Consider the following 12,952-nt stretch of genomic DNA (forward strand, 5'->3'; position numbering starts at 1 on the left):
CCCGCACATCCCGTCAGTGCTTTTCCTTCGCGTGGTTGATGGAGTACTTCGGGATCTCCACCACCAGGTCCTTCTGCGCCAGGATGGCCTGGCAGGACAGGCGCGAGTTGGGCTCCAGGCCCCAGGCGCGGTCCAGGAGGTCTTCCTCGTTCTCGTCCATCTCGTTGAGCGAGGGGAAGCCCTCGCGCACGACCACGTGGCAGGTCGTGCAGGCGCAGCTCATGTCGCAGGCGTGCTCGATGGCGATGCCGTTGTCCAGCAGCGCCTCGCAGATCGAGGTGCCGGCGGGCGCCTCCACCTGCGCGCCCTCGGGGCAGTACTCGGGGTGGGGCAGGATCTTGATCTGGGGCATGGGTGTCAGAGGGCCTCGAGGTTCTTGCCGGCGAGGGCCTTGCGGATGCCCTCGTTCATGCGGCGGGCGGCGAAGGCTTCCGTGCCCTTGGCCAGCGCCTGCACCGCCGCGTCGATCGCGGCGGCATCGTCGCCCTGCGCCGTCGCGCGCAGGCCGGCCACCAGCGTGTCGATCACCTGCCGCTCGCCGGCCTCCAGCAATCCGCCGTCGGCCGCCAGCGCGCTTTCGGTCGCCAGGATCATGCGCTCGGCTTCCACCCGCGCCTCGGTCAGCGCGCGGGCCTTCACGTCGGCCTCGGCCGTGGCGAAGCTGTCCTGGAGCATGCGCGCGATCTGTTCGTCCGAGAGGCCGTAGGAGGGCTTGACTTCCACGCGCGCCTCGACGCCGCTGCCCTGCTCGCGCGCGGACACGCTCAGCAGGCCGTCGGCATCGACGGTGAAGGTGACGCGGATGCGCGCGGCGCCCGCGGCCATCGGCGGGATGCCGCGCAGCTCGAAGCGCGCCAGGCTGCGGCAGTCGGCCACGAGGTCGCGTTCGCCCTGCACCACGTGGATCGCCATCGCGGTCTGGCCGTCCTTGAAGGTGGTGAAGTCCTGCGCCTTGGCGGTCGGGATGGTCTCGTTGCGCGGCACGATGCGCTCGACCAGGCCGCCCATGGTCTCGATGCCCAGCGACAGCGGGATCACGTCCAGCAGCAGCAGCTCGCCCTTCGGGTTGTTGCCGGCCAGCTGGTTGGCCTGCACGGCGGCGCCCAGCGCCACCACTTCGTCCGGGTCCAGGTTGGTCAGCGGTTCGCGGCCGAAGAACTCGCCGACGGCCTGGCGCACCTGCGGCATGCGGGTGGAACCGCCCACCAGCACCACGCCCTTGACCTCGTCGCGCGCCAGCTTCGCGTCGCGCAGCGCCTTGCGCACGGCAGCCAGCGTGCGGTCCGTCAACGCGCGCGTCTCGCGGTCGAAGTCCTCGCGTGCCACGCGCACGTCCACGGAACGGCCACCCACGGCGACGGCCGCCGTCGCCACGTCCTGCTGCGACAACTGCTCTTTGACGCGCCGCGCGAGCATGCGGATCGCCGCCTTCTCGCCGGGCGTCACCGCTTCCAGGCCGGCCTGGCGCAGCAGCCAGTCGGCCAGGCAGCGGTCATAGTCGTCGCCGCCCAGGGCCGAGTCGCCGCCGGTGGCGACGACCTCGAACACGCCCTGCGACAGGCGCAGGATGGAGATGTCGAAGGTGCCGCCGCCCAGGTCGTACACGGCGTAGAGGCCTTCGCTGCCGTTGTCCAGCCCGTAGGCGATGGCCGCGGCCGTGGGCTCGTTGATCAGGCGCAGCACGTTCAGGCCCGCGAGCTGCGCGGCGTCCTTGGTGGCCTGCCGCTGCGCATCGTCGAAGTAGGCCGGCACCGTGATGACGGCGCCGTAGAGGTCGGCGTCGAAGGTGTCCTCGGCGCGCTGGCGCAGCGTCGCCAGGATCTCGGCGCTGACTTCCACGGGCGACTTCTCGCCCTCGCGCGTGTGCAGCGTGACCATGCCGGGGTGTTCGGCGAAGCGGTAGGGCAGCTTCTCGCGGCCGGCGATGTCGGCCAGGCCGCGGCCCATGAAGCGCTTGACCGAGGCGATGGTGTTCTCGGCGTCCTCGGATTGCGCGCCGTGCGCGTCGTAGCCGATCTGGCGGCGGCCCTTGCCCAGGTAGCGCACGACGGAGGGCAGCAGCACGCGGCCTTCGGCGTCGGGCAGGCATTCGGCCACGCCGTTGCGGACCGCGGCGACCAGCGAATGCGTGGTGCCCAGGTCGATGCCGATCGCGATGCGGCGCTGGTGCGGGTCCGGCGAGGCGCCGGGTTCGGAAATCTGCAGCAGGGACATGGTGAACCCGCTATTGTCCCAGCTGGGCGAGGCGCGACTCGATGTCCTCGGCAAAGCGCTCGATGAACATGAGGGCTCTCACCTGCCGGGCCGCCGCGGCGGCGTCGCCGTCGCGATCGAGCAGCTGCCCGATGCGCTCCAGCATCTCGCGCCGCCGCGATTGCACGCGCTGAGCCAGTTCGTCGAGTTCGTCCTCGCCGCCGGCCTCGTCGAGCGCCTCCCGCCACTCCATCTGCTCCATCAGGAAGGCGGAGGGCATGGCCGTGTTGCTGTGCGCCTCGATCGGCGCGCCGCGCAGCTCGCAGAGGTAGGCGGCCCGCTTGAGCGGATCCTTCAGGCGCTGGTAGGCCTCGTTGATGCGCACGGACCACTGCAGCGCCACGCGCTGGGCGGCCGCGCCCTGCGAGGCGAACTTGTCGGGGTGCGCCTCGCGCTGGAGGTCCTTCCACCGCCGGTCGATCTCCGGGCGCTCCTGGGCGAACCGCTGCGGCAGGCCGAACAGCTCGAAATCGTCTTGCTGCAGCTTCAAGTTCAGACGCGGAAACTCTCGCCGCAACCGCAGCGGTCGCGTTCGTTCGGGTTGTTGAACTTGAAGCCTTCGTTCAGGCCCTCGCGCACGAAGTCGAGCTCCGTGCCGTCGATGTAGGCCAGGCTCTTGGGGTCGATCATCAGCTTGACGCCGTGCTGCTCGAACACGACGTCCTCCGGCGCGACCTCGTCCACGTACTCCAGCTTGTACGCGAGGCCCGAGCAGCCCGTGGTCTTCACGCCCAGGCGCACGCCCACGCCCTTGCCGCGGCGTTCGATGTAGCGGCTGACGTGGCGGGCGGCGGCTTCGGTCAGGGAGACTGCCATGGCCGTCAGTTCGCGTGCTTCTGCTTGTAGTCGGCCACGGCCGCCTTGATCGCGTCCTCGGCCAGGATCGAGCAGTGGATCTTCACCGGCGGCAGTGCCAGTTCCTCGGCGATCTGCGCGTTCTTGATCGACGCCGCCTCGTCCAGCGTCTTGCCCTTCACCCATTCGGTGACGAGCGAGCTGGAGGCGATGGCGGAGCCACAGCCGTAGGTCTTGAAGCGCGCGTCCTCGATGACGCCGGTGCTGGGGTTCACCTTGATCTGCAGCTTCATCACGTCGCCGCAGGCGGGCGCGCCCACCATGCCGGTGCCGACGCTGGCGTCCCCCTTCTCGAAGGAGCCGACGTTGCGCGGGTTCTCGTAGTGTTCGACGACTTTCTGCGAATAGGCCATTTCTGTACTCCTGGTTCTCTCTGCGTCAGTGCGCGGTCCACTGGATCGTGTTCAGGTCGATGCCGTCCTGGTACATCTCCCACAGCGGGCTCAGCTCGCGCAGCTTGGCGACGTTCTGCTTGATGGTCGCGACGGCGTAGTCGATTTCCTCTTCCGTCGTGAAGCGGCCGATGGTCATGCGCAGGCTGCTGTGCGCCAGCTCGTCGCTGCGGCCGAGCGCGCGCAGCACGTAGCTGGGCTCCAGCGAGGCCGAGGTGCACGCCGAGCCGGACGACACCGCCAGGCCCTTGATGCCCATGATCAGCGACTCGCCTTCCACGAAGTTGAAGCTCATGTTCAGGTTCTGCGGCACCCGGTGCTCCAGGTTGCCGTTGATGAAGACCTGCTCGACGTCCTTCAGGCCGTCCAGCAGGCGCTTCTGCAGGCGGCGGGCGTGCTCGAGATCCTTCGCCATCTCTTCCTTCGCGATCCGGAAGGCCTCGCCCATGCCCACGATCTGGTGCGTGGGCAGCGTGCCCGAACGCATGCCGCGCTCGTGGCCGCCGCCGTGCATCTGCGCTTCCAGGCGCACGCGCGGCTTGCGGCGCACGTACAGCGCGCCGATGCCCTTGGGCCCGTACGTCTTGTGCGAAGCGAGGCTCATCAGGTCGACGGGCAGTTTCTTCACGTCGATCTCGACCTTGCCCGTGGCCTGCGCCGCGTCCACGTGGAAGATCACGTTCTTCTCGCGGCAGATCGCGCCGATGGCGGCGATGTCCTGGATGACGCCGATCTCGTTGTTCACGAACATGACCGAGGCCAGGATGGTGTCCGGGCGGATGGCCGCCTTGAACTGCTCCAGGTCCAGCATGCCGTCTTCCTGCACGTCGAGGTAGGTGACCTCGAAGCCCTGGCGCTCCAGCTCGCGCATGGTGTCCAGCACGGCCTTGTGCTCGGTCTTCACCGTGATCAGGTGCTTGCCGCGCGTCTTGTAGAAGTGCGCGGCGCCCTTGAGCGCGAGGTTGTCGGACTCGGTGGCACCGGAGGTCCAGACGATCTCGCGCGGGTCGGCCCCGATCAGGTCGGCCACCTGCTGGCGCGCCTTCTCCACCGCCTCTTCCGCTTCCCAGCCCCAGGCGTGGCTGCGGGAAGCGGGGTTGCCGAAGTGTTCGCGCAACCAGGGGATCATGGCGTCGACCACGCGCGGGTCGACCGGCGTCGTCGCGCCGTAGTCCATGTAGATCGGGAAATGCGGGGTCATGTCCATCGTCGTAGGGGGCGTCGTGTTTTCGTTATTGCTTGGCCATCGAGCTGCCGAGCGCGAACACCGAGTTCGGCGCGTTCACGCGGATCGGCTTGACCACGGGGGCGCTGGAAATCGCGCGCTTGGGCATGGGCTTGTCCTCGATCTGCACGCCCTTGGCGAGCTGGTCGTCCACCAGCTTCTGCAGCGTGACCGAATCCAGGAACTCCACCATGCGCTGGTTCAGCTGCGACCACAGCTCGTGCGTCATGCAGCGGCCGCCGTCGTTGCAGTTTTCCTTGCCGCCGCACTGCGTCGCGTCGATCGGCTCGTCCACAGACACGATGATGTCGGCGACGGTGATCTCGGCGGCCTTGCGGCCGAGCGTGTACCCGCCGCCCGGGCCGCGGGTGGATTCGACGAGTTCGTGCCGGCGCAGCTTGCCGAAGAGCTGCTCCAGGTAGGACAGCGAGATCTGCTGGCGCTGGCTGATGGCCGCCAGGGTGACGGGGCCATTGTTCTGGCGCAGTGCCAAATCGATCATCGCGGTGACCGCAAAGCGGCCTTTGGTCGTGAGACGCATCGCTAGCTCCTTGTTGCTGGCTTGCTTTACCTGCCTGCGCGGCACCCTGCCGCGCCAGGCCGTCTCCACCCATGCTCCGGCTTGGTGCCGGCCCTCGGACCGAGCGCGCGCCCGGCAGTGTTGGACTCTCTCCTGGGTTTCCTGACTGTTTCCGTCAAGTATACCAGAAACCCCGCACCGCCGTCGGGTACTCAGGTCTTTCCGCTCTGCAGCACCGCCCGCACATGCGTCAGCAGGCCTTCACAGGCCGCCTCGATGTGGTCGAGCACCAGCTCGAAGCCCTGCCGGCCGCCGTAATACGGATCAGCCACATCCCGCGGCAGGCCGGCGGGCGCGAAGGACATGAACCGCCTCAGCTTGTGGCGGTGCTGCGGCGGACAGTCGTCCTCGAGCAGTTCCAGGTGGCCACCGTCCATCGCCAGGATGAGGTCGTAGCGCTCGAAGTCAACGGGCTTCACCTGTTGGGCCCGATGCGGCGTCAGGTCGTAGCCGCGGTTGCGGGCGTGCTCGGTGCTGCGCTCGTCTGCTGGCGCGCCGACGTGATAGTCATGCGTTCCGGCCGAAGAAACACCGACGTGATCCTGCAGTCCGGCTTGCCCGAGTTTGTGGCGCAGAACGAATTCGGCGGTGGGGCTGCGGCAGATGTTGCCGGTGCAGACCATGAGGATGTTGTATGTCTTCATCTTTGAGCGGAACTACGTCAAGGCCCGGGGCGGGGCTGCCCGTCCCGGCGAAATCAAGGAGGAGGTAGCGGCCGAGCCGCAGGCGCAGGCCGCGACGGGGGACATTCGCAGGGACGGGCAGCCCCGCCCCGGGCCGGTCGGAGGGCACCTCTCCGATAACCAAGCCCGGACGACGAAGGCACCGACTACTTCTTCTTCCCCGCGTCGATCGGCACCACGTTGTCATGCACCGACGCCCCAAACGCCTGCTCCTTGAGAAGCGCCAGTTGGTCCCGCACCCGCGCAGCCTTCTCGAACTCCAGGTTCCGCGCGTGCTCCAGCATCTGCTTCTCCAGCTGCTTGATCTTCTTCGAGATGTCCTTCTCGGACATGTCCTCGACCATCGCGCGCTGCAGTTCCTGCTTCTCCTGCTCCTTGCTGGCCTTCTCGCTGTAGACGCCGTCGATCAGGTCGCGGATCTGCTTCTGGATGCTGCGCGGCGTGATGCCGTGCGCCAGGTTGTGCGCGATCTGCTTCTCGCGCCGCCGCTCCGTCTCGCCGATGGCCTTCTTCATCGAGTCGGTCATGTTGTCGGCGTACAGGATCGCGCGGCCGTTCAGGTTGCGCGCCGCCCGGCCGATCGTCTGGATCAGCGAGCGCTCGGCGCGCAGGAAGCCTTCCTTGTCGGCGTCGAGGATCGCCACCAGCGACACCTCGGGGATGTCCAGGCCCTCGCGCAGCAGGTTGATGCCCACCAGCACGTCGAACTGGCCCAGGCGCAGGTCGCGGATGATCTCGACGCGCTCCACCGTGTCCACGTCGCTGTGCAGGTAGCGAACCTTCACGCCGTTGTCGCTCAGGTAGTCGGTCAGCTGCTCGGCCATCCGCTTGGTCAGCGTCGTGATCAGCACGCGCTCGTTCTTCTCCACGCGGATGCGGATCTCCTGCAGCACGTCGTCGACCTGGTGCGTCGCCGGGCGCACTTCCACCTCGGGGTCGATCAGGCCGGTGGGGCGCACCAGCTGCTCCACCACCTGGCCGGCGTGCGTCTTCTCGTAGTCCGCCGGGGTGGCGGAGACGAAGATCACCTGGCGCATGCGCGCCTCGAACTCCTCGAACTTGAGCGGCCGGTTGTCCAGCGCCGACGGCAGCCGGAAGCCGTACTCCACCAGCGTCAGCTTGCGCGCGCGGTCGCCGTTGTACATGCCGCCCAGCTGGCCGATCATCTGGTGGCTCTCGTCCAGGAACATCAGCGCGTCCTTGGGCAGGTAGTCCGTCAGCGTCGACGGCGGCGCTCCCGGCGGCGCGCCCGAGAGGTGGCGCGTGTAGTTCTCGATCCCCTTGCAGTGCCCCAGCTCGGAGAGCATCTCCAGGTCGAATCGGGTGCGCTGCTCCAGGCGCTGCGCCTCGACCAGCTTGCCTTCCTTCACGAAGAAGTCCAGGCGCTCCTTCAGCTCCTCCTTGATCGACTCCACGGCGGACACCACCTTCTCGCGCGGCGTCACGTAGTGGCTGGAGGGATAGACCGTGAAGCGCGGCACCTTCTGGCGGATGCGGCCGGTGAGCGGGTCGAACAGCTGCAGCGACTCGATCTCGTCGTCGAACAGCTCGATGCGGATCGCCAGTTCCGAGTGTTCCGCCGGGAAGATGTCGATGGTGTCGCCGCGCACGCGGAAGGTGCCGCGGGCGAAGTCCTGCTCGTTGCGGTTGTACTGCATGCGGATCAGCTGGCCGATGATGTCGCGCTGGCCGATCCTGTCGCCCACCCGCATGATGAAGCGCATCTGCGTGTAGTCCTCGGGGGCGCCGATGCCGTAGATGGCCGACACCGTCGCGACGATCACCGTGTCGCGCCGCTCCAGCACGCTCTTGGTGGCCGACAGCCGCATCTGTTCGATGTGCTCGTTGATCGAGCTGTCCTTCTCGATGAACAGGTCGCGCTGGGGGACGTAGGCCTCCGGCTGGTAGTAGTCGTAGTAGCTGACGAAGTACTCCACCGCGTTCTTCGGGAAGAACTCGCGGAACTCGCTATAGAGCTGCGCCGCCAGCGTCTTGTTGGGCGCGAACACGATCGCCGGCCGTCCGAGCCGGGCGATCACGTTGGCCATGGTGAAGGTCTTGCCGGAGCCGGTCACGCCCAGGAGGGTCTGGAAGACCTCGCCGTCCTGCACGCCTTCCACCAGCTTCTCGATCGCCTGCGGCTGGTCGCCCGCCGGCGGATAGGGCTGGAACAGCTCGAAGGGGGAGTCGGGGAACGTGACGAACGTGCCCTTTTTATCCTGCTGCTGGGCCTCGTCGGACTGGGGGATTGCACTCATTCGGGTAACTACGGGGTCGACCCCATTAAAATTGCGGGCAGCCGGCCAGCGTACAACAGGCCGGCCGTCTTTGCCATCGCATCCCAAGGAACCCCATGTCCCTCTTCACCGCCGTCGAAATGGCGCCCCGCGACCCGATCCTGGGCCTGACCGAGCAGTTTGTCGCCGACCCCAACCCCAAGAAGGTGAACCTCGGCGTGGGGGTGTACTACGACGACAACGGCAAGCTGCCGCTGCTCGCCTGCGTCCAGAAGGCGGAAGAGAAGATGATGGCCGCCCATGCGGCCCGCGGCTACCTGCCGATCGATGGCATCGCGGCCTATGACGCCGCGATCAAGAGCCTGGTATTTGGGGCCGATTCCGAGCCGGTCAAGGCCGCGCGGGTGGCGACCGTCCAGGCCCTGGGCGGCACCGGCGGCCTGAAGATCGGCGCGGACTTCCTGAAGAAGCTCAACCCCAAGGCGAAGGTCCTGATCAGCGACCCGAGCTGGGAGAACCACCGCGGCATCTTCACCAACGCCGGCTTCGAGGTGGGGACCTATCCCTACTACGACGCGACCAGGCGGGGGATCAACTTCGACGGCATGCTGACCGCGCTCGACACGGCCGAGGCCGGCACGATCGTCGTGCTGCACGCCTGCTGCCACAACCCGACCGGCTACGACCTCACGCCCGCCCAGTGGGACCAGGTGGTCGCGGCCGTCAAGGCGCGCAAGCTGGTGGCCTTCCTGGACATGGCCTACCAGGGCTTCGCCCAGGGCCTGGCCGAGGACGGCCAGGCCGTGCAGAAATTCCTGGCCTCGGGCGAGAACTTCTTCGTCTCGACCTCCTTCTCCAAGAGCCTCAGCCTCTACGGCGAGCGCGTGGGCGCCCTGTCCGTCCTGTGCCAGGACAAGGAGGAAGCCGGCCGCGTGCTGTCGCAGCTGAAGATCGTGATCCGCACGAACTACAGCAACCCGCCCACGCACGGCGGCCAGGTGGCGGCGACCATCCTCAACACGCCGGAACTGCGCAAGCTGTGGGAAGACGAGCTCGCCGCCATGCGCGTGCGCATCAAGCAGATGCGAGGTGCCCTGGTCGAGAAGCTCAAGGCCGCCGGCGTGCAGCGCGACTTCAGCTTCATCACGCAGCAGGTCGGCATGTTCAGCTACTCCGGCCTGACCAAGGAGCAGATGGTCCGCCTGCGAAACGAGTTCGGCGTGTACGGCATCGAGAGCGGCCGCATCTGCGTGGCTGCCCTCAACAGCAAGAACATCGACTACGTGGCGGAGTGCATCGCGAAGGTGGTCTGAGGCCTAGCCCCACACCACCGACCGCATCGAGATCGACGCCGCCTGGAAGCGGTCGTTGAAGAAGCGCATCTTCTCCCCGGGATGCGCCGCGCCGGCCGCGTGCAACAGCGGCAGGTAGTGGTCGCAGGAGGGATGGGCGAGCTGCGCCAGCTCGCCCAGCTTCCGGAAATCCGCCAGTTCCGCCAGCCTGCCCTGCTCCAGCAGGGACGCCGTCTTCGCGTCGAACTCGAACGCCCAGGGATAGGCCTGCATCGCGTTGGCCTCGCGGCGCACCGCGCGCAGGTTGTGCACGATGTTGCCGCTGCCCACGACCAGCACGCCGCGCTCGCGCAGCGATCGCAGCTGCTCTCCCAGCGCGAAGTGTTCCGAGGGCGGACGCCCATAGTCCAGGCTCAGCTGGATCACCGGGATGTCCGCTTCCGGGAACATCGGCTTCAGCACCGACCAGGTCCCGTGGTCGTAGCCCCACTCCTCCTCGTCCAGCCCGAGCTTCGGCTCGCGGATGCCCGCGGCGATCTCCCGCGCGATGGCAGGCGCGCCGGGCGCGGGGTACTGCTGGTCGAACAAGGCCTGCGGAAAGCCGCCGAAATCGTGGATCGTCCTGGGCTTCGCCATCGCCGTCAGGTGCCAGCCGCGCGTGATCCAGTGCGCCGAGACGCACAGGATCAGCTGCGGCTTCGGCCACGCCTTGCCGAACTCGGCGCCCAGCGCCTGCCAACTGCGGCGGAACGCGTTGTCCTCGATCGCGTTCATCGGGCTGCCATGGCCCAGGAACAGCACAGGCAGGCGCGGGCTCTTCGCGAGCGACCGCAGGCCGGCGGCCGCGGCCAGCGCCGCGCCGTCATCGTTCGTCATCAGGCTCCCTCCGGCGATCGCCGCGCCGGCGGCGGCAATCCAGTTGCGTCGTTTCATCGTTTCCATCTCGTGGCCGCCCCGCGGCCGGTGCGGAGTCTGGCACGAACGCCAAATCCTTGGCTCATCCGTACTTTTCCCTTGTGCCATGCGGCTCGCGCCCTGATATATTGCACTGCAACAACAAGGACCACGCCATGCTCTACCAGATCTACGAGGCGCAGCGCTCCCTGATGGAGCCGTTCGCCGACTTCGCGCAGGCGGCGTCCAAGCTCTACAGCAATCCGCTCTCCCCCTTCGCGCAGCTGCCGCTGGCGCAGCGCCTGTCCGCCGGCTACGACCTGCTCTACCGGCTGGGCAAGGACTACGAGAAGCCGGAGTTCGGCATCAAGACCGTCGCCGTCGAGGGCGTGGACGTCGCCGTGCACGAGCGCGTCGTGGTCGACAAGCCCTTCTGCGAGCTGCGCCGGTTCAAGCGCTTCTCGGACAACCCCAGGACCCTGCAAACGCTGCTCGGGCAGCCGGCCGTTCTGGTGGTGGCGCCGCTGTCCGGCCACTACGCGACGCTGCTGCGCGATACGGTGCGGTCCATGCTGGGCGACCACAAGGTCTACATCACGGACTGGCGCAACGCCCGCATGGTCCCGGTGGACCAGGGACCCTTCCACCTCGACGACTACGTCAACTACATCGAAGACTTCATCCGCGCCCTGCAGAAGGAGCACGGCAACTGCCACGTGATCAGCGTCTGCCAGCCGACCGTGCCGGTGCTGGCGGCCGTGTCGCTGATGGCCAGCCGCGGCGAGACCACGCCCCTGAGCATGACCATGATGGGCGGCCCGATCGACGCGCGGAAATCGCCGACCGCGGTGAACAACCTGGCGATGAACAAGAGCTACGCCTGGTTCGAGAACAACGTGATCTACCCGGTGCCGCCCAGCTTCCCGGGTGCCGGGCGCCGGGTGTATCCCGGCTTCCTGCAGCATTCGGGCTTCGTGGCGATGAACCCCGACCGCCATGTCTCCAGCCACTACGACTACTTCAAGCACCTGATGGCGGGCGACGACGCTTCGGCCGAGGCGCACCGCAAGTTCTACGACGAGTACAACGCCGTCCTGGACATGGACGCCGACTACTACCTCGACACGATCCGCGTGGTGTTCCAGGAATTCCGCCTGGTGCACGGCACCTGGGAAGTCCGCAACCCCGAAGGCGAGCTGGAACGCGTGCGCCCGCAGGACATCCGCACCACGGCCCACTTCACGATCGAGGGCGAGCTGGACGACATCTCCGGCAGCGGCCAGACCGAGGCCGCGCACGCGCTGTGCACCGGCGTGCCCAAGGCGCGCCAGAAGCACCTGGAGGTGAAGGGCGCCGGCCACTACGGCATCTTCAGCGGCCGGCGCTGGCGCGAGGTCGTCTATCCCCAGGTGCGCGACTTCATCCGGCAGTTCAACGAGCCGGCGCCCGCGGCGAAGCCGGCGCGCGCCCGCCGCACGTGAACCCGCTGGCGGCGCGCCTGCACGCCGCCCTGCCCCAGACCCAGTGCACGCGCTGCGGCTATCCCGATTGCGCGGGCTACGCCGAGGCCATCGCGGCCGGGGAAGCGCAGGTCAACCAGTGCCCGCCGGGCGGCGCGCAGGGCGTCGTGCGGCTGGCGGAGATCACCGGCCGGCCCGCGTTGCCGCTGAATCCGGAAAACGGTATCGAAGCTCCGCGCCAGCTCGCCGTGATCGACGAAGCCTGGTGCATCGGCTGCACGCTGTGCCTGGACGCCTGCCCCACCGACGCGATCGTCGGCGGCAACAAGCGCATGCACACGGTGATCGAGGCGTACTGCACCGGCTGCGAGCTGTGCGTGCCGGTCTGCCCCGTGGACTGCATCGCGCTGGAGAACGCGAGCGGGGAGCGCACCGGCTGGGATGCGTGGTCGCAGCCGCAGGCGGACGAGGCGCTGGCGCGCTACGAGGCGCGGAAGGCGCGCAAGGCAGGCGAAGCCGTGCAACCCGCGGCGGAAACCGCGGCACCGGCGAACAAGATGTCGGTCATCGAGGCGGCCCTGGCCCGCGCGCGGGCCCGCCGCTCCTAGCCCAGCGCGTCGTTCACCTGCTCGTTGAACTCCGCCTGGCTCAGCGCGTTGCCGATCTCGCGCGGCAGCGCGTCGCGGATGGAGAACACGCCCAGGACCTTGCGTTCCGGCCCGACGATCGGCAGGTGGCGGAAGCCGCGCTCCAGCATGATCACCACGGCGTCCGACACGCGCGTCTCGGGCGCCACGCACTGCGGCTGCGGCGTCATCACCTGCTGCAGGCTGGTGCGCTTCGGGTCGAGCGCGCGGGCCAGCACGCGGGTCATCAGGTCGCGCTCGGTGACGATGCCCAGCAGCCGGTCGGGCGGCTCCATCACCAGGATGCTGCCGCAGTTGGCCCGCGTCATCACGCAGGCGGCGTCCCAGACGCTCGCCTGCGGCCCCAGGCTCAGCACGTGCTTGTTGGGGACGGACTGGAAAACGGTGCGTTCGGCCATGGCGCCCTCCTTCGCGGTGGACTACGGCGGCCTCCC

The 12,952-nt window shown here is 68.1% G+C and carries 14 protein-coding genes; 3 read left to right on the top strand and 11 right to left on the bottom strand.

Going from position 1 to position 12,952, the window contains the following annotated elements:
- Positions 1 to 13: 13 nt before the first annotated feature.
- The 9 genes from fdx to uvrB all read right to left on the bottom strand — a co-directional run bounded on the left by fdx (position 14) and on the right by uvrB (position 8,246).
- Positions 14 to 352: an ISC system 2Fe-2S type ferredoxin gene (gene fdx / locus ACY0MJ_RS05850; protein ID WP_462637389.1), complete on the bottom strand. Its 339-nt coding sequence runs from the start codon at positions 350 to 352 to the stop codon at positions 14 to 16.
- Positions 353 to 357: 5 nt separating this feature from the next.
- Positions 358 to 2,214: a Fe-S protein assembly chaperone HscA gene (gene hscA / locus ACY0MJ_RS05855; RefSeq protein ID WP_462637390.1), complete on the bottom strand. Its 1,857-nt coding sequence runs from the start codon at positions 2,212 to 2,214 to the stop codon at positions 358 to 360.
- Positions 2,215 to 2,224: 10 nt separating this feature from the next.
- Positions 2,225 to 2,743, bottom strand: coding sequence for a Fe-S protein assembly co-chaperone HscB (gene hscB / locus ACY0MJ_RS05860; RefSeq protein WP_462637391.1), 519 nt, complete (start codon positions 2,741 to 2,743; stop codon positions 2,225 to 2,227).
- A 2-nt stretch (positions 2,744 to 2,745) separates the two neighbouring features.
- On the bottom strand, positions 2,746 to 3,069 hold the full coding sequence (iscA, locus tag ACY0MJ_RS05865; RefSeq protein WP_462637392.1) for an iron-sulfur cluster assembly protein IscA: 324 nt from the start codon (positions 3,067 to 3,069) through the stop codon (positions 2,746 to 2,748).
- A 5-nt stretch (positions 3,070 to 3,074) separates the two neighbouring features.
- A complete protein-coding gene (gene iscU, locus ACY0MJ_RS05870; protein WP_462637393.1) occupies positions 3,075 to 3,461 on the bottom strand; it encodes a Fe-S cluster assembly scaffold IscU in 387 nt (128 codons plus the stop codon).
- A 25-nt stretch (positions 3,462 to 3,486) separates the two neighbouring features.
- Positions 3,487 to 4,707, bottom strand: coding sequence for an IscS subfamily cysteine desulfurase (locus ACY0MJ_RS05875; protein WP_462637394.1), 1,221 nt, complete (start codon positions 4,705 to 4,707; stop codon positions 3,487 to 3,489).
- A gap of 25 nt (positions 4,708 to 4,732) precedes the next feature.
- Entirely contained in the window at positions 4,733 to 5,266 is a 534-nt protein-coding gene (iscR, locus tag ACY0MJ_RS05880) for a Fe-S cluster assembly transcriptional regulator IscR (RefSeq protein ID WP_462637395.1), read from the bottom strand.
- A 191-nt stretch (positions 5,267 to 5,457) separates the two neighbouring features.
- A complete protein-coding gene (locus ACY0MJ_RS05885; RefSeq protein ID WP_462637396.1) occupies positions 5,458 to 5,949 on the bottom strand; it encodes a low molecular weight protein-tyrosine-phosphatase in 492 nt (163 codons plus the stop codon).
- A gap of 185 nt (positions 5,950 to 6,134) precedes the next feature.
- Positions 6,135 to 8,246 (bottom strand): excinuclease ABC subunit UvrB, encoded by a 2,112-nt coding sequence (gene uvrB, locus ACY0MJ_RS05890; protein WP_462637397.1) that lies wholly within the window; start codon positions 8,244 to 8,246, stop codon positions 6,135 to 6,137.
- 95 nt (positions 8,247 to 8,341) lie between these two features.
- Here uvrB and ACY0MJ_RS05895 point away from each other — a divergent pair, with 95 nt between their 5' ends.
- Positions 8,342 to 9,538, top strand: a complete 1,197-nt coding sequence (locus ACY0MJ_RS05895) for an amino acid aminotransferase (RefSeq protein ID WP_462637398.1) — start codon at positions 8,342 to 8,344, stop codon at positions 9,536 to 9,538.
- 3 nt (positions 9,539 to 9,541) lie between these two features.
- On the opposite strand, the gene ygiD is transcribed toward ACY0MJ_RS05895, so the two are convergent.
- Positions 9,542 to 10,450: a 4,5-DOPA-extradiol-dioxygenase gene (gene ygiD / locus ACY0MJ_RS05900; RefSeq protein ID WP_462637399.1), complete on the bottom strand. Its 909-nt coding sequence runs from the start codon at positions 10,448 to 10,450 to the stop codon at positions 9,542 to 9,544.
- A 137-nt stretch (positions 10,451 to 10,587) separates the two neighbouring features.
- Here ygiD and ACY0MJ_RS05905 point away from each other — a divergent pair, with 137 nt between their 5' ends.
- Both ACY0MJ_RS05905 and ACY0MJ_RS05910 read left to right on the top strand, forming a co-directional pair.
- Entirely contained in the window at positions 10,588 to 11,892 is a 1,305-nt protein-coding gene (locus tag ACY0MJ_RS05905; RefSeq protein WP_462637400.1) for a polyhydroxyalkanoate depolymerase, read from the top strand.
- Positions 11,889 to 12,479: an RnfABCDGE type electron transport complex subunit B gene (locus tag ACY0MJ_RS05910; protein ID WP_462637401.1), complete on the top strand. Its 591-nt coding sequence runs from the start codon at positions 11,889 to 11,891 to the stop codon at positions 12,477 to 12,479. Before ACY0MJ_RS05905 ends, ACY0MJ_RS05910 begins: the two co-directional genes overlap by 4 nt.
- Here the strand turns inward: ACY0MJ_RS05910 and ACY0MJ_RS05915 are convergent.
- Entirely contained in the window at positions 12,476 to 12,916 is a 441-nt protein-coding gene (locus ACY0MJ_RS05915) for a CBS domain-containing protein (protein ID WP_462637402.1), read from the bottom strand. The two genes, ACY0MJ_RS05910 and ACY0MJ_RS05915, sit on opposite strands and share 4 nt — an antisense overlap.
- Positions 12,917 to 12,952 lie beyond the last annotated feature (36 nt).

This window comes from Ramlibacter sp. bp-362, assembly GCF_054956735.1.